The 21063-nt window shown below is 52.1% G+C and carries 13 protein-coding genes; 5 read left to right on the forward strand and 8 right to left on the reverse strand.

Translation table 11 applies throughout. The features are described 5' to 3' along the window. Positions 1-12: 12 nt before the first annotated feature. The 7 genes from C7M51_RS20855 to C7M51_RS20885 form a co-directional block, all read right to left on the reverse strand. Positions 13-444 carry a GlcG/HbpS family heme-binding protein gene (locus tag C7M51_RS20855; RefSeq protein ID WP_160623377.1) on the reverse strand — a complete coding sequence of 144 codons (432 nt, stop codon included), beginning with the start codon at positions 442-444 and terminating at the stop codon, positions 13-15. Continuing rightward, entirely contained in the window at positions 431-1342 is a 912-nt protein-coding gene (locus tag C7M51_RS20860; RefSeq protein WP_160623378.1) for a dihydrodipicolinate synthase family protein, read from the reverse strand. Before C7M51_RS20860 ends, C7M51_RS20855 begins: the two co-directional genes overlap by 14 nt. Further along, the gene (locus tag C7M51_RS20865; RefSeq protein ID WP_160623379.1) at positions 1336-2163 is read right to left on the reverse strand and encodes an SDR family oxidoreductase; all 828 of its coding nucleotides are present in this window, start codon (positions 2161-2163) and stop codon (positions 1336-1338) included. The genes C7M51_RS20860 and C7M51_RS20865 overlap by 7 nt, the downstream gene beginning before the upstream one ends. Positions 2164-2187: 24 nt before the next feature. Next, positions 2188-3291, reverse strand: coding sequence for a mandelate racemase/muconate lactonizing enzyme family protein (locus tag C7M51_RS20870; RefSeq protein WP_160623380.1), 1104 nt, complete (start codon positions 3289-3291; stop codon positions 2188-2190). Between the two features lie 62 nt (positions 3292-3353). Next, entirely contained in the window at positions 3354-4811 is a 1458-nt protein-coding gene (locus tag C7M51_RS20875; RefSeq protein WP_160623381.1) for an MFS transporter, read from the reverse strand. Positions 4812-4964: 153 nt separating this feature from the next. Continuing rightward, positions 4965-6614 (reverse strand): signal transduction protein, encoded by a 1650-nt coding sequence (locus C7M51_RS20880; protein ID WP_160623382.1) that lies wholly within the window; start codon positions 6612-6614, stop codon positions 4965-4967. Continuing rightward, positions 6608-8245, reverse strand: coding sequence for an FGGY-family carbohydrate kinase (locus tag C7M51_RS20885; protein ID WP_160623383.1), 1638 nt, complete (start codon positions 8243-8245; stop codon positions 6608-6610). Before C7M51_RS20885 ends, C7M51_RS20880 begins: the two co-directional genes overlap by 7 nt. 489 nt (positions 8246-8734) lie before the next feature. Here C7M51_RS20885 and C7M51_RS20890 point away from each other — a divergent pair, with 489 nt between their 5' ends. After that, a complete protein-coding gene (locus tag C7M51_RS20890; protein WP_160623725.1) occupies positions 8735-10093 on the forward strand; it encodes an MFS transporter in 1359 nt (452 codons plus the stop codon). Between the two features lie 189 nt (positions 10094-10282). Here C7M51_RS20890 and C7M51_RS20895 read toward each other — a convergent pair whose 3' ends face one another. After that, positions 10283-10558, reverse strand: a complete 276-nt coding sequence (locus C7M51_RS20895) for a hypothetical protein (RefSeq protein WP_160623384.1) — start codon at positions 10556-10558, stop codon at positions 10283-10285. Positions 10559-11330: 772 nt separating this feature from the next. Here C7M51_RS20895 and C7M51_RS20900 point away from each other — a divergent pair. The 4 genes from C7M51_RS20900 to C7M51_RS20915 all read left to right on the forward strand — a co-directional run bounded on the left by C7M51_RS20900 (position 11331) and on the right by C7M51_RS20915 (position 21061). Continuing rightward, complete coding sequence (locus C7M51_RS20900) at positions 11331-11939, forward strand: hypothetical protein (RefSeq protein ID WP_160623385.1); 609 nt, start codon at positions 11331-11333, stop codon at positions 11937-11939. Between the two features lie 275 nt (positions 11940-12214). After that, entirely contained in the window at positions 12215-14146 is a 1932-nt protein-coding gene (locus C7M51_RS20905) for a site-specific DNA-methyltransferase (protein WP_160623386.1), read from the forward strand. A gap of 9 nt (positions 14147-14155) precedes the next feature. Further along, complete coding sequence (locus tag C7M51_RS20910) at positions 14156-17122, forward strand: type III restriction-modification system endonuclease (protein WP_160623387.1); 2967 nt, start codon at positions 14156-14158, stop codon at positions 17120-17122. Between the two features lie 336 nt (positions 17123-17458). Further along, a complete protein-coding gene (locus C7M51_RS20915; protein ID WP_160623388.1) occupies positions 17459-21061 on the forward strand; it encodes an AAA domain-containing protein in 3603 nt (1200 codons plus the stop codon). Positions 21062-21063 lie beyond the last annotated feature (2 nt).

Consider the following 21063-nt stretch of genomic DNA (forward strand, 5'->3'; position numbering starts at 1 on the left):
TCCCGGCGCGGTTTACAACAGCCGGGCGATAAAGCGTTCCGCCATCTCCGCATCCAGCTCCGGCGGCAAGCCGCTCACGCCTACGCCGCCAACAGTGATGCCATCCACGATAATCGGCGCTCCGCCGGGCATCGCCAGCAGGCGGGCATCGTTAAAAATAGCTAACCGTAGCGTACCGGCTTCCACTTCCTGCGCCAGTTTTGCTGTAGATCGACGAAAGCGCAGCGCGCTCCAGGCCTTCCGCTGTGCCAGCTGGCGCGGCAGCGACGGGCAGCTGGCGTGAGCGCCGAAGGCGATCAGTTCGCCATCAAGGCCCACTACCGCCAGCGCCAGGCCGCACGTTGATGGATGCGTCTCCGTTTCTCCAACAAACAGCGCAACCTGTCGGCCTGTCTCGCTGTCGTTCAGGCGCTTATGTAGCACCAGGCTGTTACCGGCGGGCATCGGCGATATATCCCTGTAAACGCTGGTGCAGCGCGTCCAGCTCGGCGCGCTGCGTGGCGGTTAGCGCGACAAAAGGCTCGCGAATCGGCCCGGTATCCACCATCCCTTTCCCGGCCAGATATTTCGCTGACTGGAATACGCCGCGAGCGACCAGCGCCTCAACCACTTCATTAATCTGCTGTTGCAGACGCTGCGCCCGCGAGATATCGCCCTGTTGAAAGGCGCTGCGCAGGGCGAGAAACAGTTCCGGTTGCAGGTTGACCGTGGTGCCAACGGTAGCGGTCGCACCCGCCGCCAGGCTGGAGAGAAAGATCTCATCAAACCCGTTAAAGAACACTTTATCCGGGTAGCGGGCGATCATGCGCTCCAGCGAGTAAAGGTTATGCGAGGTGTGTTTCACGCCAAGCACCTGCTCATCGCCGAGCAGCGCTTCTGCGCTCAGGCTATCGAGTTCGACACCGGTAAACTGCGGAATGTTATATAAAATCACCGGAATCGAAATGGCATCCAGCACGCGGCGATAGTAAGCGATGATCTCTTCGCGGCTGTATTTGTAGTAATAGGGCGGCACCAGCGAAACCGCGCTGGCTCCGTCCTGCTCGGCGCTTTTTGCCAGCGCCACGGCGTCCAGCGTGCGCGGCGTGCCGACATGTGAAATCACCGGCACCTTGCCTGCGACAGCGTTAACCAGCGTGGCGAGCACCTGGCGGCGCTCATCAAAGCGTAATAACGGCCCCTCCCCGGAGGAGCCACAGCAGTAAAAGCCCTCTACGCCACGCGCCAGCTGAGCGTGAGCCAGGGTTTCCAGCGCCGTGTAATTAACGGATTCATCCGCCTGCATGGGCGTAATGATCGCGGAGATAATGCCGCGAAAAGCCTGCCATCGATCGCTTACCATGCCGTCCAGCCTCCATCGACCACCAGGTTGGAGCCGGTCATATAGACCGAGGCATCCGACAGCAGAAACACCACCGCGCCGTTATATTCATGCGGCTTTGCCATGCGTCCAATCGGAATACGGTTGGTGTAGTTTTTCTGGAAGCGCGGGTCCTGATCGCTACGCTCAACGCCGGATAGCGTCAGGGTATTGACGCGAATACCGTCGCGCCCCCAGTAGGTAGCGCAATAACGGGTAAAGTTATATAACCCGGATTTGGCGGCGGAGTAAGCCACAGGCTTTACGAATGGAATACCGGTATCCTCTTTTTTATAGCTGTAGATATCTTGCACCGGTGACACCACGCCATAGATAGAGCCCACGTTGATGATCGAACCGCCTTTACCCGCCTGCCGCATCCTTTTGCCCACCTGCTGCGTCATCAGGAAGGTGCCGACCAGGTTTACCTCAACCACATCGCGGAACACCGCTTCCGGGAAATCTTCAAACGGGCCGGAGACCTCCGGCGGCGCGCTGGGCTGGGTATCAACGCCCGCGTTATTGACCAGGCCATCCGGCACGCCCCATTTTTCCTCGATAGCGTCCAGCACCCGATTGATGCTGGCTTTATCGGTAATGTTGATTTCCGCGCAGAACAGGCGGGGGGAATCTTTTATCCCGCCGAATACACGGTCAATACGCACCGCATCCAGATGGGTAGCCAGCGCTGCTACCTTTGCACCGCGCTCATGCAGGGTTTTCACATACTGCGCACCCAGCTGGCCGAGGCCGCCGGTTACGATGATGATCTTGTCTTTAACCGAGAATAACGTCTCTTCCATTGCTTTTCCCCCATCACCGGCTGGTTAGATTTTATGTGTTGCGAGGTAATCACGATCGAGAATAATGCCGTGGCCCGGACGTTCGCTCGGCACGTAGTAGCCATCCACCTCTTCGCCCGCTTCGGCGATAATGCGCAGATCCTTCCAGCGTCCGCCGTCGGTCATTTCGGCGTAGGAGATGTTTGGCACCGCCGCCAGCAGGCTGGCGCTCAGCTCCATCACGAAGTGCGGCGTCATCGGCAGGTTGTGCGCGCGGGCGACGGCGGCGATATCCAGATAGCCGGTAATACCGCCGACGCGTCCCAGATCCGCCTGGATATAATCGGCGCAGCCGCTTTCGATATACTGGGTGAACTGATTTAAGTTATAGACGTTTTCTCCCAGCGCGACAGGCGTGGTGCTGCGTTCGCGTAGCCGGAGGTGACCGGTAATATCGTCGGAGGGCAGCGGCTCTTCGATCCACAGTAAATTAAGCGGCTCAAACAGCTTGAACGCGCGCAGCGCCTGCGGGAAATTCCAGCCCTGGTTGGCATCGACCGCCAGCGGGAATCCCGGTACGGCCTCCTGAATTTTACGCAGCCGTTCCACATCCTCTTCCAGCGTCGGCTTGCCGACTTTAACCTTCGCCGCCTGGTAGCCGGTACGTTGCCAGCGTTTAACCTGCTCAATCACTTCTTCAATGGAGAGATGCAGGTTAATGCCGCTGCCGTACAGCGGTACGCGGTCGCGCACACGTCCAAGCAGATCGACCAGCGGAGCGTTCAATGTTTTACCCAACAGATCCCAGTAGGCGATATCCAGCGCCGCCAGCGCGTGCGTGGTGACCCCGGCACCGCCGACATCGTGAATATATTTATAAGAACGATGCCACAATCCACGCGGTGAGAGCGGCTGACCGATCACATCGGGAATAATTTCAGCAATTAACGCAGAGATAGTTTTACCGCACCAGCCGGAGGTGTGACTAAAGCCGGTGCCGACATGGCCGTTTGAGCCGTACACATCAACAATCGCCACTTCGATATCGGTAACGTGATGGATCTGATCGCCCCAGGGCCCTTCCGGCAGCGGAACGCGGGCGGTCATCAGTTCAATATTTTCAATAACGGGCATTTTGGTACTGTTCATCGTGAATGCTTCCTTTTTCTTGACGGCGGTCGCCCCTGTGACGCACCGCCGGGAGTCAGAGATTAATGTTTGGAGGTAGAAACCGTAGATTGATGAGGCTGTAACCCAGGCGGCGCGCTTTCCACCGGATCCCGATCCTGTTCATCGCCCACCGCATGCCCGAAGACTTCCGGCAGCAGGAAAATAGAGGCGAGGAAGGCGCAGAACGGTGCGATAGCGATAATCATCGAGGCCAGCGGCACGCCGACCGCGTCAAACAGGGCCGGGAACACCAGCGTGGTGACGAAGGCGGTTACTTTCACAATGGTATAGCCGATACCGGACGCCACGCCGCGGTAGCGCGGTTTTGCCACCAGAGAGATCACCGTCATTCCGCTTTCGGAATCCCAGTAGTGGCCCCACAGCATCAGCGCCGCACCGAAGATGATAAAAGCGAAGCTGCTGCTGTAGACGCCCCACGCCGAAACCGAAATGCCGATGGTGACCAGCAGGAAGCCATACTTGCTCAGCCCCTTATGGCCCAGCTTCGGCAGCAGTAGCGGGCCGACGAACGCCGAGAGCGCGGCGATACAGTTCACTGCCAGCAGCGCGAGGTTGTTCTGCACCTGCCCGGAAATACCGATGGTGACGAGGATCAGCGGCAGAAAGAAAGAGAAGGCGTAGTTTTCAAACGACTGCACGGCGCAGGAGAACCAGCCGAACAGCGTGGTACGGCGGGTAAAGGGACGGCGGAACAGATCGTGCAGCGTCTCTTTTAGCGTGGGATCGGCGATGACAACGTTTTCATCCGGCAGAATATCGTCCAGTAAGCGTCCGTCCTGCTCGCCATAATATTCACGTGAGGCCTGTTTCGCCTCGATAAAGCGTCCACGTTCCACAAACCAGGCGGGCGTTTCCGGCAGCTCGCGCCGCATAAAAAGCAGCAGGCAGGCGGGAATCGCCGGAACCGCCAGCACGATGCGCCAGATATAGTCAGGATGAACCTCAAGCATTACCAGCGTTGTTACCAGCAGAATGGCGGCGATAATGCCGAGCGCGAACATAAACTGCCAGCGGTTAGCCATCACTTCGCGCTTGCCTTTCGGCATCACTTCCATTATGTAGGTGAAACCGTTAGCGACGTCGGCACCTACCGGAATACCGGCAAGGCAGCGAATAATCGCCAGCCAGTACATATTCGGTGCCAGCCCCTGTAGCACGGCAAAAACAGCGAACAGGATCATCGACCAGAGGAAGATTTTACGCCGCCCCAGCTTATCGGTGAGCCAGCCGCCGAGCAGCGCGCCAATCACCGCACCAAGCTGGGTGCCCGCAGCGGTAAAACCTAATAGCCAGCTACTGGGTTCATAAATATCTTTTAGCGCGAATAAAATAAAGGCCATGGAATAAATATCCCACGACTCAATTAATAACGCGGTGATCATCAGCCAGCCTGCTTTAGTGCAGCCGGGCGCTTCCTGGAGGTCGAGTCTTTTTTTTGCTTTCTGAATAATAAATTCGATATGTTGCTGCTGGTACATATAATCCTCTCTTATTCTGACGGCGGGGAATAACCCCGCAGACGCCAGAACAGATATGTGTTGATCCGCGCCTGTTTATTATTAAAAAGGCGGATTAACCGGATGTTTGCCAGGATCGCTAACAACGTAAAAATTACATAAGCGAATCGGATCTTATTTCATTAATAAATGCGCATCGCCTGCGATAAACACTTTTATATTTTGCGTCAGCGCCTGAGCAATAAATGCATTCAGCACTTCGGATAATACATTCTCCTCTACGTAAGCCAGACTAAGATGATTGCTCTGGTGTCCCGCCATTAAATCATCGCGGGAGACGCCATCAAGTACCGCATTAAGCAGCGGCCACTCATAGTTGGTGGCTTTACGGCGACGCTCAAATTCTGCCTGCGGCAGTTCGACCGCGGTGCCGGTGCCGATATGCATAATCACCTGTGAACCTTCATAGTGGGCTCGCGCCCAGATAAAGCGTCCGGCTTTGCCCTGGCCGGCGATAGTGGAACCGCCATAGGGGAAAAACATCGCCGGTTGACGATAGCCGGTCGCGCCAGCAATACCACCTTTCAGATGGGCGAAGGGAACCGCGCCGGAAATCTCCAGATCCCAGTAAAAGATGCCGTTATAGTCGCTGCCCCAGCGGATATCGTGCAGGGTGGTTTCGCTCGCCATCCCCAGCGCGCCAAGCAGTTTTGCCAGCATCACCTGTGGGATAGCGCTGCCCATATCGACTTCGTTTACGCAGGTAATGGGCGCGTCCGGGCAGATAATCTCGCCCTGCTCATCGGGAATCGGAAAGCGTTCGGCGTTGCCGATAGCGCCTTCGGCAAAGTCTGAGGCGGCGCAGCTATCCTTCAGACCCTGCTGATACTGCACGCCTACCGCCGACAGCCCGAAGCGACGTACAAAACGTGCCATAGCGATCATCATCGCGCACTGCTCCAACACCTGCTCACGGGTCAGCTCCTTTGCGCTATCCTGACCGAAGGTAAACTGCATACCGCGCTGCTCATACCATTCCAGGCAGGCTTCGCGTAGTTCCTGGGGCACTTTACTCATCTCAACCAGCAGCGCCGACTGGGAGAGTGACTCCACCGGCATGCCGATATCGATCATCGCCTTTTGCGGGAAAACGCCGTTGATCATCCCCATACAGAAAGTATCAAACAGGCCGATGATCGCTTTATGCCTGAGGATCGCCTGGCCAACTTTAACGCCAATCTGTCCCGCTTCGCTTGCCAGCAGCGGCGCGCTGGCGGCAACGGGATGCAGATAGCCGAGTTTGTGGCTGAGATGCCCATCGCGCAGCCAGGTTTCCAGCCCGCGCATAAAGGCTTCATCGCTAAAGGTTTCTGACCACAAACGTGAGTAAGGGCGCTCAAGGCTGGTCAGGCATCCCGCCATGCAGAGCATGCCCACCAGGCCAGGCCAGGTGCCGTCGAAGTTTGCCAGCAGCAAAACCGGGCCACGGTGGTGAACCAGCGACGGGGCGATATGGTGTGAATATTGCCAGGCGGTGAGCAGTACGATAACCGGCGCATCGGGATCGATTCTGGCGAACAGCGCGCTGCCCTCCTGCTGGCTGCTGATAAACCCGTGACCGCGGCTTTCGTTTACCGGATGCGCACGACGCAGGCGATATCCCAGTTTTTCCAGCGCGCTGGCAAGGCGCTGCTCGAACAGTTGTTGTGTTGGCCAACAGGTGACGTTGGCCGGTTCACGTAAATCGGCATTGGTCACCATTAATACTTCGCCGGGCTGCGCCGTGATGGTTTCGGCTTCTTCGGCCAGGGTGAGATTCAGCATAAGACGTTCTCCTGTAGGGGCGGGTCTTGTCGCGTAGGGGTCATGAGGTCAGTAAAGCGTTGTTGAGCCTGCTGCTGGTCATACATCATCAGGCAGACCTGATATTTCGCCTGGTGGAAGGCCTGCACGTCAGGATCGCGGTTGGCCTGAACGGTACGCCCACGATGGCTCATTGCGGCTACGGCTTCTGGAAGGGTGGCGAAATCGCCGCAGGCTACGCTGCCGAGCAGGGCGGCACCGAGGGTAACGGCGTCATCTTCACGCGCAAGATGAATATCGCAGCCGGTGGCGTTGGCGTATTCACGCAGCCACAGCGGGTTTTTCGTTGCGCCGCCGCACATCATAATGCGTGAAACCTGATGGCCTGCGGCGCGCATCGCCTCGATGATATGACGGGTGCCGTAGGCTATCGCCTGGAGCGTGGCGAGATATAAACGCGCCAGCCCCAGCGGGCCGCTTTCCAGCGTCAGGCCATATATCGCACCGCGCGCCTGGGGATTTGCTCGTGGAGAGCGGTTGCCGTGATGATCGCCCAGCACATGCAGTAGGCGGGTAGGCCAGCGTTCCTGCGCTTCCAGGGTATCTACCCACTGGTTAAGCAGCTGGAAAACTGAGACGCCCTGAGCGCTGGCTTCCTGTTGCAGAGCAGGCCAGTAAGCATGCTGTTGCAGCGTCCATTCAACCAGCGCGCCAGCGGCGCTTTGTCCCCCTTCGTTCAGCCACCAGTCCGGCAGCATCGCTCCCCAGTAAGGCCCCCAGATGCCGGGTATCTCGATCGGCTGCTGGCTGACGATCATATGGCAGTTAGAGGTGCCGCTAATGATCGCCAGGCTACCCGCCGGCTGACCACCGCTGAGCGCCAGGCCACCGGCGTGCGCGTCAATGATCCCGCTTGCCACGGCTACATCGTCGCTAAGCCCCCACTGTGAAGCGATGGTGGGCTTCAGCTGGCCCGCTTTCTCGCCGAGGTTAAGCACTACAGGTGGGATCTTATCGATCGCGTCTTCCAGGCCAACGGCACGCAGCAGCGTGGCGCTGAAACGCTGCTCGTGCGCCAGATAGTTCCACTTGCAGGTTAGGGTACAAACGCTGGCGACGTCGCTGCCGCAGGCGCGCCAGACGAGGTAATCCGCCAGATCGAACAGCCGCCAGATCCGCCGATAACGATCGGGAAAATGGCGCTTCAGCCAGAGGATCTTTGGCAGCTCCATCTCGACGCTGACTTCACCGCCAACGTAGCGTAGCGCGTCATCATGCGTCTGGTTGATCGTCCGGGCTTCCTGCTGCGCCCGGTGATCCATCCACATAATGATATCGCGCTCGGCCTCTCCCTCCGGGGAAACGGAGATACCGCTGCCGTCATGGGCGACGGCTACCAGCGAGCAGGTGGCATCGAAGCCCACGGCACGGATCAATGCCGGATCGATAGCTGAAGCCTTAACGCATTCGTTGACGGCGTCGCAGACAGCCTGCCAGATCTCACCGGAAGATTGCTCAACGCGATCGTCAGCGCCATGAAACTGACTGACAGGTTTGACGATAAAAGCCAGCCTTTCCCCGGTGCTGGCGAAAATTCCTGCCCTGACGCTGCCTGAGCCAACGTCAATGCCGATATATGCATGTCCGCTCATGGTTTTCCCTCTTTGCTAACTCGAATTAGCAAATTAGGTCAAAAGAAAAGCAGGAACAATTGCTTTACCGGGAATTTGTGATGGCTATCAAGATGCTTTTTTTAATTGATTGATTTTTAATATTTATTCTATTGACTCTTTTCCAGTTGACGATGGCTTTTTGCTTCCACAAAGGAACGGGTAGCGACAGATAAAGAGGCTGGGAGAATCGCTTCTGATATCTGAAAGCTATTCGGTAATTTATTTAAGTTGCTGAAATAAAAGTGATTATATTGATATTTCACCGGGAGGGTTTTAACCGACAACGCAAGAGGGCAGACAAATTTTAGCCGATCTTGTTCACATTCTAGTATTATTTACGTTGTGAATATTTGTGCGTTGGTATAATTAGCTAATTCGAGTTAGCTATCAGTGTTATTACTCCCATCAATGTGGTTAGTCAGACGCAGATCGATTTGACAATAACTATTCAGGACTGAGGATTGAATGATGACCATGATTACCTCGCCAGCCATTACCCCTGCGAAAAACGAACAAGTATCACTGCATAAACAGGAACGCAGAAAGCTGTTAACCGTGCTGGGTTCCGGGCTTTCCGGCACCACCATTGAATTTTATGATTTTTTTATCTACGGAACGGCTGCCGCGTTGGTTTTCCCGTCGCTGTTCTTCCCCAATCTTTCGCCGCTGATGGCACTGCTGGTTTCGTTTCTGACGCTGTCGATTACCTTTGTTAGTCGTCCGATTGGTGCCATCGTTTTTGGTCACTATGGCGATAAGATCGGGCGTAAAAAATCGCTGGTGCTGTCGTTAATGATCATGGGGATCTCCACTTTTCTGATTGGCCTGATACCCAGCTATAACAGCATCGGTAACGCTGCGCCGTTGATCCTGATTTTCCTGCGCCTCTGCCAGGGGTTTGCGATAGGCGGCGAGTGGGGCGGCGCAACCACGCTGATCACTGAATATGCGCCACGCAACCGCCGTGGTTTCTTTGGCACATTCGTACAGTTAGGCAACGTGCTGGGGCTGTTTATCGCCACCGCTGTGTTTGCGCTGGTGGTGATGCTGCCGGAGGAGGATTTGATGTCGTGGGGCTGGCGGGTGCCGTTCCTGCTGAGTATTGCGCTGCTGTTTGTCGGCATGTTTATTCGTTCGCGCATTGAAGAGACGCCGGTATTTAAAGAAAACCAGAAGCAGCAGACATCACAAAGCGCCGGGCAGAAATTTCCGGTGCTGACGGTGCTGAAACATCATCGTAAAGCGGTTTTCCTGGCGATGGGCATGCGCATGGGGGAGATTGTGCTGGGTTGGTTAACGGTGGCCTTTTTTATGTCCTACGTGACGCGAGAGCTGAATTTTACCCGTGAAACGGCGTTGAACGGATTGCTGCTGGCAAGCTTCGTCGGCATCTTTACTTTCCCATTCTTTGGCTGGCTGTCGGATAAAATTGGCCGCCGTCCGGTCTATCTTGCCGGTGCCGCCATTACCCTAATTTTTGCTTTTCCGCTGTTCTGGATGATCGATTCCGGCTCGGTGAAGATGTTTATGTTTGCCACCACCTTCTGTTATTCCGTCGGCCTTGGCATGATGTTTAGCGTCCAGCCCGCCTTTTTCTCAGAGCTGTTTGATACCAGCGTGCGCTACACCGGCGTGTCGCTGGGCTTTCAGTTGGCGAATATCGTCGGCGGGCTGACGCCAATGATCGGCACGCTGCTGATTGCCTGGTCAGGCGGTGCCTCCTGGCCGATTTCGCTGTTTCTTGCCTGCATGGCGTTGGTCACCATCCTGTGCGTCTGTATGACCCGAGAAAGCTATAACGATGAGCTGAATGCGCTGAAGAAATAGCGATTACCGAAGAAACCTGTCCGGCAGCTTAAAGGTAACTGGCTGCCGATGCGGTAAACGGCACTAAATAGTTAGTGCACTTCTGTTTCCGGGAGAAAGGCAAAACCCGCAATACAGTACGACAGAATAGCCGGAGCTGCCCGGTTTAATTATTCTGAGTTTATTGCGTTATCTGTAAACGAGTGTTAATTATGATTTTCTGCATTTAATTCCTTTCATAATAATCGAATAGACAACAATAGTGACCAGAATGTTAAGACCCATTTTCAACAGGCTATCAATAAAATCATAAGGTTCAGGGTAATCCTCTCCTAATAATATTCGAGAAAGATTTATTGCCGTATCAAGGCTCATTTCACCGGTAAGCCGATCAACAGCCCAGCCATAGGGAATGAGAAACGCACATACCATGAAGATGGCGAAAAATAACAGAGCTTTCAGTATCATCCGTAGCAGTGATTTCATGAGCAATTTTTGTCAATTATGCCGCCGTCCCGATAAAGTGCAAAGTTTATACCAAAACGAGCGTCAGTCTACAAAATAAATGATTTGAATTTTTAGCTAACTAAGTTGTTTTTTCCTGATTTAACGGCTTTTTATTCGCTACCGTTGCTAATATATCCTCAGACTGGAAGCGGGAAGGTTTTAATTAATGGTTTGTTCAGATTGACTCTCAGTTATCTGTAATAATACCTTTTTAAAAGGATTAATAAAAATAAGGGCAGTAAAAATGGAAAGTGATTTGAAAGGTGAGACTATTTATTTAATTAAGTATAAGGTACTGTTTGTTTTGTATGATGACGTTACTAAGTAGATCGCGAAAATAGATAGGAAATTTCTACCTACGATGACGTTGATTAACAGTACCGGGCTGGGCGAGTAAAATATTTTTTTCGTTCATGCGGATGAAGCGATAGACGATGGCCATGATATGACGTATTTGCTGATATTCACTCCTGTACAGCCCATTTCATGGGTTGCATGTTGCTGTTATCATGTGCTTTGCTGCATAACGCAGAACTTAACAAACCGGCGTTAAACATGGTTGGTGCGGTAGCCATGGCTAAGCGGGAAAAAGGCGGGAAGGCCTGCTGTAGTTTCTGCTGTTTCAGCGGCATTAGCTGGCTGTTACTATCATGCTATAAATAACAAAAATTTTTCAGTATAAAAAGTGAACAGGCACCGGTTAAATAACTGTCTTAAACATTACCTTAATCATTTTTAACGAGCTTAATTTATGATGATTACTGAACATGACGTTGTTTTTGTTGATTTGAACACGGACGAATTTGAAGTGTGCGTCAATAACGCTAAAGATATCTGTTTTCATATCCGTGACAGGGTAGATTTACATAAGCGTGATATCCTTGAGCGATTTAATAATATCCTGATGGGAGAAGTCGCCGAAAGGATGGTAATAAAATGGCTACATACTCATCAAAAATTTGCCGTATCAACCGTTGATAAAGGCTCTCAGGGGCCGGATCGCGGTCACGATATCTTAGTTAAAAATAAAAAAGGAGAGGATATATATTGCTCGGTTAAGTCATCGCTTTCTGCAAAGTTTGATTTAGTGCAAATTATTAATAAATTCAAACTGGCGACAAAGAAAAGTGAGCTTACCGCAGTCAATATCCAGGTCTACTTTTGGTTAACCATTGATCCTAAAGAAAATAACCAAAACCGGATAACGGTTCCCAGCCTGAAGCAGGCAGCCATTATCGGCTGGTTTGGTAGAAAAGATATTACTGAATTCACCAGGTATAATCATGAGCAAAGAGAGGTTCCCGCTATCCCGTTGAGTAAGGCAAGGCCGATGGACAATCTTTTGGTGCATTTAACGTAAGAAGATTTACTGCTAACGGTTGTCGCTTATATTGGCTGATAAAATCGGTTCAGTTTATAAAAACAACAGCGTCTTTCTTCAGTTATCGTGACGCTCAGCCAGGTTTCATAAATGGAATCGATTTTTATTCCTTGCAGCACTCATCAATTTTACTCCGCTGGCGTAATAATTTATCGCTTAAAAATAATAACCATTGAAAAAATACCTTTCTCATGGTAAAAGGGAGGGTCGTGAATCTGGTGTTCACAGTTAGCGGTTAATAGCGGAATAGTCTTATGAAAAAAATATCACCTGACATGCCTGAGCTACAGTCAATGAATTTAATCGATGAAACGGTAGAAAAAATAAGAAATATAATTCCTGAAGCTTTTACCGATAATAAAATTGACTTTGATGTTTTAAAACAGCTCTTAGGCAATAACGTCAGCGATAAAGAAGAACGCTATGGCCTGAACTGGCACGGTAAGCGTCGTGCACGGCAGCTTGCCCTGACGCCTTCACGTGGTACTTTACGCCCCAGCAAGGCTGACAGCGTCGACTGGGACACCACAAAAAATATCATGATTGAAGGCGACAATCTTGAGGTGTTAAAGCTTCTGCAAAAAAGCTATGCGGGAGAGGTAAAACTGATCTTCATCGATCCGCCCTATAATACCGGTAAGGATTTCGTCTATCCCGATGATTTTCAGGATAATATAAAAAATTACCTTGAATTAACCGGACAATCAGAAGGCGGTGTACGCCTGAGTACCAATGCCGAAACCAGCGGGCGTTACCATACCGACTGGTTAAATATGATTTATCCGCGTTTAAAACTGGCTAAAAACCTTTTAAGCGACGACGGCGTTATTTTAGTTAGCCTTGATGATGTGGAAGCCTCGAACCTCAGGCTGCTGCTAAATGAAATCTTCGGTGAAGAGTGTTTTGTTGGCATTTTCCCGTGGCGATCGAGAACGGCAAAGGCCGACGTGCCTTATGGCGTCTCTAACGATGTGGAATGGATCATCGCCTTTGCCAATAAAGGGTTTATCGCAGGCAGGGAAGGTGAACGAAAATATTATCAGTCAGCGGATTATGCAGACAGATGGCGTTTGCAGGATCTGACAAAAAATACCACCAGAGAGCAGCGTCCTAACTCTTACTTCACCATCGTCAACCCGAAAAATGGCGATAAGTATCCTGCCAGCGCTACCCGCACCTGGTCAGTAACGCCAGATACTATTCCTGAATATTTAGCGCAGGGGAAAATCGTTTTTCCTGGCGATTACGATTTTCTGAAACTATCCAAGCCTGCATTCCGTGTCTTTGAACGTGAAGACAGGGAAAAAGCCATGAGAAAATATGGCATTGATAGCCTGAAAATGTCGGTTTCTACTTATCTGCCGGAAAAAGAGGTAGGAAGAACGGAACATGGTTCGAAGGATATCAGGGCGCTTTTTGAATCACAGATATTTCCCTATCCCAAGCCGGTCTCTCTGATTGAATTCTTTATTAAAAATATGACCAATGAGGGCGATCTGATAGTGGATTTCTTTGCCGGTTCAGGCACCACGGGACATGCCGTCATGAAAGCCTGTGCCGAAGAGCATAAATCGCGTCGCTTTATACTGGTTCAGCTACCGGAGCCTTTACTCGAAAGTAACAAAGAACAAAAAACCGCGTTTGACTACTGTAAAACGCTGGGCGTTCCGGCAAAAATTTCTGAGCTAACCAAAGAGCGCCTGCGCCGGGCAGGTACAAAAATCCGTCAGGAAAATCCTGAATGGCAGGGCGATAGCGGATTCCGCGTGTTCAGGCTGGATACCTCTAATATTCGTCCCTGGGAAGCCACGGCGGATTCATTGCTACAGGAGCTGGAAACGCATATCAGCCCGATCCTTAACGATCGTAATGAAGACGATCTGCTGACTGAGCTGCTGCTTAAGCGCGGTATCGATCTTAGCGTCAATATTGCACAGCGTCAGTTTGCAGGACTAACGGTTTCCTGCGCCGATAACGGTAAACTCTTTACCTGTTTTGCCAAAACCATTCCGGCCTCGTTGGTTGAGGAACTGGCTCAGGGGATTCTTGGCTGGCACCGCGAGCTTAACGCGACAAAAGAGACGGTCTGTTATTTCCTTGATGACGCATTTGAAAATAATGCCGCCAAAATCAATCTGTGCGCCATCCTGGAACAGCAGGGGCTGACCAACCTGCATAGTCTGTAAGAGGTTACTATGAAATTACATTTTGAATCTGACCTCGCTTATCAGCAGGATGCGATATCGTCCGTCTGCGATTTGTTTACCGGTCTGGAAAAATGGGAAAGCGAAACGACCGTGCTGGCACCCGTACAGGGCGCGCTGTCATTTGAAGGTGCCACCGGCTCGATGCCGGTTAATCCGCCTGTTCCGCCCGATGAGATCCTGCTGAAAAACCTTAACAAGGTGCAGCTGCGTAACCAGCTTCCTCCGTCATCTTCGCTGGACAGCCATGATTTTACCGTTGAGATGGAAACCGGTACGGGTAAAACCTACGTTTACCTGCGCACCATCCTGGAGCTGAATAAACGCTTCGGCATGAGCAAGTTTATTATCGTGGTGCCATCCGTTGCCATTAAGGAAGGGGTGTATAAAACGCTACAGATTACCAGGGAGCATTTTAAAAGTCTGTATGCGGGCGTTCCCTATGAATACTATCTGTATGACTCGGCAAAACCGGCTGACGTGCGTAATTTCGCTACCAGCTCTGTTATGCAGATTATGGTGATGACCGTTGGCGCGATAAATAAAAAGGATGTGAATAAGCTATATCAGTCCAGCGAAAAGACTACCGTTGATGAGCTGGATAAGCCGATCGATCTTATCAGAGCGACGCGCCCGATCGTTATCGTTGATGAACCACAAAGCGTGGACGGTGGGCTGAACGGTGCGGGAAAAACCGCGCTGGATGCGATGTATCCTCTGTTCACCCTGCGTTATTCCGCGACTCACATCCATAAGCATCATATGGTCTATCGTCTGGACGCGATCGATGCCTATAACCAGAAGCTGGTAAAACAGATAGAAATTGCCGGGCTTGAGGTGCAAAACGCCAGCAATAGCCCTTACGTAAAACTGGTCAGCATTAACAGCAAAAAGAATCAGATCAGCGCAACCGTGCTGGTTGATCTTGCCGATCAACAAGGGGCGGTTAAGCGCGCTGAAATTACCGTTTATGACGGCACCACGCTTGCCAGCGAAACCGGGCGAGATATCTACCAGGGCTTTCGCATTGGCGAGATTCGTACCGGTAAAGCGGGTTTTGTGACGCTTGAAACGCCCACTGAGATACATTATCTGAAAACCGGCGATGTGGTTGGCGATATTAATCCGCTGGTGATCCAACGCCATATGATTCGCCGGACCATCCGTGAGCACCTGGATAAAGAGCTGCGCCTTAGCGGTCAGCAAATTAAGGTTCTGACGCTGTTCTTTATTGATAAAGTCGATCTCTATCGTCAGCCGGGCGAGAGTGGTACGCGCGTGCCGGGCGAGTATGCGCGTATTTTCGAAGAGGAATATCTGAAGGCGATAAAAAGCCCGGCTTACCAGGCGCTGGTTTCTTCTCATCCACAGCAGGTTCAGGATGTTCACGACGGCTACTTCTCCGTCGATAAAAAGGGCGTGTGGGCGGAAACCAGCGAAAACAATAATGCCGGGCGTGAAAACGCCGAGCGCGGTTATAACCTCATCATGAAGAACAAGGAAAAGCTGTTGAGCTTCTCCAGTCCGGTAAGGTTTATTTTTTCCCATTCCGCGTTAAAAGAGGGGTGGGATAATCCCAACGTATTCCAGATTTGTAGCCTGCGTGAAATGGGCAGCGAGCGGGAGCGTCGTCAGACATTAGGGCGCGGCCTGCGTTTATGCGTTAACCAGCAGGGCGAGCGCGTCCGCGATGACAATATTAACGTTCTGACGGTGATTGCCGGTGAGAGTTACCAGGCCTACGCCGAACGCTTACAGACTGAGATCGAGGACGAAACGGGCATTCGTTTTGGCGTGGTTGAAAAAGAGACGTTTGCCCATCTGTTGATCGCTGACGAGGTTTCATTCGGGGCCGCCGGCATTACCGCTTCGCAGGAAATATGGCATGACCTGCTGGCGCAGGGCTATCTGGATAAATCGGGCCATATTACCGCCTCCTTAAAGAACGCGCTGCGTGAAGGAACGTTGCGATTAACCGAACGGTACGCACATCTACAGGCTCAGGTTGAAGGCATACTGCATAAACTGGCGGGCCGCTTAACTATCCATAACGCCGACGAGCGCGTTTCGATCAAATACCGTAAAGCGGTGATCGACAGCCCGGAATTTGCGGCGCTGTGGCAGCGTATTTGCCAGAAAACGCGCTACCGCCTGGCGTTTGATGAAAATAAGCTGATTGCGGCCTGTACGTCATCACTGGCGGATATGCCACCGATGGCCAAAGCGATGATCGGCTTCAGCAAAGCGCACCTGACACAAAACCAGGCGGGACTGGATGTGGTTGCCCAGGCTAACGGCACCAGCAATGCGGTCATTGAGGTCACCGCGCAGCCGCTGCCCGATATTCTGGGCGTGTTGCAGGAGAAGACCGGATTAACGCGGCGTAGCCTGAGCATTATCCTGAAAAATAGCGGTCGCCTGGCTGATTTTGTGAAAAATCCACAGCAGTTTATCAGCGAAACGATAGGACGAATTAATTACTGTAAGCGGCTGGCTATCGTGGAGGGCATTCGCTATTACCCGCTGCAAGGGGAAGCCTGGGCGTGCAGTTTATTTACCGACAAGGAGCTTACCGGCTACGCGCGTAATATTATTGAAACGTCGGCAAAATCGCTTTATGAGTATGTGCCGAAGGATTCAGAGGTAGAAGAGCAGTTTGCAAAAGCGCTGGATCGGCAGGAGGAGGTTAAAGTCTATGTTAAACTCCCCGGCTGGTTTAAAATCCCTACGCCTCTCGGCAGCTATAATCCTGACTGGGCGCTGGTTATCGAGAAGGGTAATGAAGAGCAGCTTTATTTCGTCGCGGAAACCAAGAGCACGCACTTTGGGTTAAGAGCGGAAGAAGCCGCCAAAATCAGCTGCGGCAGCGCGCATTTTGCGTCATTAGCAGCTGAACATGCCAACCCCGCCCGCTACAGGCATGTAACCACGCTTAACGATATATCCGCCAGTCTGTAAAAACTGTAAAAGAGAAAGGGCTATTTAGCCCTTTTTTACTTTCTTTAATCAGTAACATCTCTCACCTCTTTTCCATTTTCTTTGAATTCCTCATGGACTGAAAAATTTATCAATAGCTGTCGTTGTGATGAATATTTAATTTCTACTTGAATTAACTTTAATAAAGAAAAGTGGAAAAGAGCACGACTATTACCTTATTTTTAAAGGATTGCTCCATAGAAGATAAATTAAAAGGATGAGCATCAATACGGTACAGAAAGTTAATGAATGTATACGTCATTATTGTTTTTGCAACGGTTTCGCCATCCTCTGGACTGATAAGGTATACCCTGAATAATGAAAAACGCTTCGAAGAAGATCCTTACGGCATGGCAAGATTATCTGAAATGTAGCGGCGCAGAAAAAAGCAAAATATCAGCCAGCGAGATACATGAAGATCATCAGCTGGTACTGAATGCGGGAAACTGTCAGGAGACGTCAAACGGCGTACAGCTCACCATTCCGCCGCAGGTTTATCAACACTGGCGCAAACAGTTCGTAAAATATGACAATAAAGGAAAAATATCGCAGATAGCTCCGGTTAACCTGCTGTTTCCACTGCTGCGTTGCGTCGAACACGAGCGTGGCAAAGATAATGTGAAATTTCTGCCTCTGTTCTCTTTTCCGCTGCCAAAATCGTTCTTTATGCAGAACAATCCATCTCTGCTGTTGCCGGTGAAAGATGGTCAGCAGATTAGTGCGCTGCCGTACGCATTTCGTGAAATGTTCGGTATTCAGCTGGCCGAGCTGGGCGAAAACCGCCATGTGATGAGTATCATTAGCGCGCTGACGGGGCAAAAATATGACACCTTTTTACAGGCGTTTGCCGGGCTACAGGCGTGGATTCGCCAACAGCCGGGCGGCAGATATCAACGGCTGGAAAACGCCTTTGATGCCCTGATTGCGCCTTTGCATAATGAAGATTACCAGCTAAAGCGTGATGAGGAAGATTACGCCTGGCTATGCGAGCATGCCGAAGAGCAGTTTCCTCTGCTGGAGCAATACCTCACCCAGGTGCATGATGAAAATACCCTTTCGGAACAGGGTGAAATCGTTACCGCTGGGCTGTTTGAAACGCACTATCCGCTTGGGCATGGGCAGATGGCAGCAATCCAGGCAATTAATCAGGATGAGCGTCTGATTGCGGTACAGGGTGCGCCCGGCACGGGCAAAACCACGCTGTTCAAGTCGTTGATTGCTCAGCGGCTGGTTGCACGTGCGCTCGCTATCGCCGCGGGGCAAGATGAAAACCTCGGCATGCTGGTGACCTCCACCGCGATAAAAGCGGTTGAAAACATTATTGACGATCTGCGCAACGATCCGCTTACGCAAAATCTGGACTGGCTCTGGTTTCAGGGCGGCGCTAAGGAACAGGTGCAGAATGAATTCGGGCGGCTGGAACGGCTTATCAGCCGCTGGCGGCAGGAAATTTATGATGAAGAGGCGCAGCAGCGCTACCTGACGGCGTTACAGCTGCATCGTAATGCGCTGGACAGCTGCTATCAGGCATACAAGGAAAATAAGGCCGAGGCCCAACAGAGCGTTATTGATTGTGAGCTGAATACCGACAGCGTTGAAGAACTTCCCCGCCGTTTCGCCGATAAACTTGCCGCGTTAGCCTCGGCGGTACAGCGACAGAATATTGCGATTTCCCCCGGCAGCGCGGGTGATATTAATGCGCTTGCCAGCCAGCTACAGAAACGTTTGCAGGCCATCCATCTGGAAAAAGCGCAGCGTCAGGAGGCGGAAAAAATCTGCCAGACACTACAGGCAACCTGGCCGCAGCCGCATAATCTGGAGCAGATTTTTCGCTGGCTGGACTCCTCTTTGCGTCCGGCACTTGAACTACACTACCGTGATTATCCGCGTAGCGGCATCAGGCGCTATCTGGTGCGCATGTTTGAAGAAAAATACCGGGATCGTTTACAGCTGATGCAGGCCGCCGTGCCGGAAGATTTCCACTATTTCCATCTCGATCGGCTTACCCACGCTCAGCTTGCCGCGCTGGCGGATGCGGGGGAAGCGCTTTCCCGGCAGACCGATAATCTTCAACTGCTGAAGTTACTTATGCAGCCTGAAACCGATCCGAAGGAAGAAGGGCATCTGCTGGAGTTTGTCAGGGATGCGACAGCGCTACAGGCGCTGTCGCATAAAATTATCCATGCGCAACGCACGGTAGCCAGCTATCAGCAGCGTTATCCTGAGGGCAGCTGGTGCGACATCTTGCGCAAGCGTTTTATTAGCCAGCATCGTGACATGTTTGAGGCCGCCATCGGCTATCTGTGGCAGGAACAGCTGAAGCGGAAAACCGAGCTGGAAGAGGTCGTCACCCACTGGCAGGCGCTGGTGGGCGGGCGCCGCAGTGCAGGTTACTATTCCTGGCTGGAGAAGCTGGATGAGTTCTACCGTGCGCTGTCTCTGGTCTATCCGGTAATGGCAACGACGCTGGTTTCCGCATGGAAGATGGCGGGCTACCGTAAGCTGAAGGAGCTTAAGGGCCATAAGCCCTGGCATCTGGCGCTGTGTGATGAAGCGGGCATGATCTCGGTTGAATCGCTGGTCCCCCTGTTAAGCCGCAGTGAAAAAGCGATGATCGTCGGCGATCCCTTACAGATCGAACCCATTCGTAACCTTTCAGAAAATATGCAGACAAGGCTACATGAACGTTACTTTGCTGATGATAACGCGCTGTATGAGCGTGTTTCTCCTGCCACCGTTACCGGCTGGCATCGTGCTGCCGGTACGCTGACGGGCAGGCCGGATGAGATCGGCAGCGGCATTATTCTGGATGAGCATCGGCGCTGTCAGAAGCCGATTGCCGATCTGTTTATCCGCCTGGCCGGTTATCGCGGCGTTACGGTAGAAACGGCGGCACCCGATGAGCGTATTGCCCGCGCCTTTGAAAAATCGGGCGGTCATCATCTGATGTTCTACAGCGTGGAGGGGCGAAAAGGCGATGTGGTTAATACTAACCTTGATGAGATCGAGGCGATTGAACAGCTGCTGAATAAGCTGGAAGCGGCGGGTTACAACCTGAGCGCGGATATTGGCATCGTTACGCCTTACGCTAATCAAAGAGCGCTGTTGATTCAACGGCTGGGCGAGCGGATGCATCATCAGCAGAAAAACTGTATCGGCACCGTACATCAGTTCCAGGGCGTGGGCTTCGAGGTCATCATTTACAGTCCGGTTATTTTTCATCCTCGCGATAGCGCAAGCTTTCAAAACGAGGTGCCGAATATGCTCAACGTGGTGGTTTCACGTGCTAAACAGCAGTTTATCGTGGTGGGTAACTACCACCGACTGCGGCAGGAAGGCGGATTTCTGCGAACGCTTGCTGATAGCGTGGCGGCTGATTTCTTCCTTGAGCAGGGCAGCCAGCATCCGCAGTTTGCCAGCCTGAGCCAGACGCCACGTTTACAGCGCTATTATCGCGACTGCGAGCATATCGCTGCCTTTAGTGCGCTGGCGGCACAAAGTGAAAAAGAGCTGATTATTATTACGCCCTGGATCAGGCGTAGCGGCAATGAATACCAGCGCCCTGAACTGGCGCAGCTGGTGGCAACGCAGCAGCGCGGGGTCAGGGTGAAAGTTTATTATGGCTATCACCATCAACGCTTCGAACGCACCGGAGACAATGACGAATCGTTAGTGGCGGAATATAGCGAAAAGCTGGGCAAAGAGAACGTTATCCGCCTGCCGGAGGGCACCCATGAAAAAGTGTTAATGATCGATGGGCGTTACCTCGTTCTTGGCAGCTGGAACTGGCTATCGCATAGCTATAACCGGGCCTGCCGACATGACGAGGCGTTTAACTACGCCATTCGTCATGAGATTAGCGCTGAACTGGATGATGCCGCGCTGGTCAGTGAGCTAAAAGCGCGGCTGGAGTTGGGATAGCG

The organism is Mixta intestinalis, from assembly GCF_009914055.1.
GTDB lineage: Bacteria > Pseudomonadota > Gammaproteobacteria > Enterobacterales > Enterobacteriaceae > Mixta > Mixta intestinalis.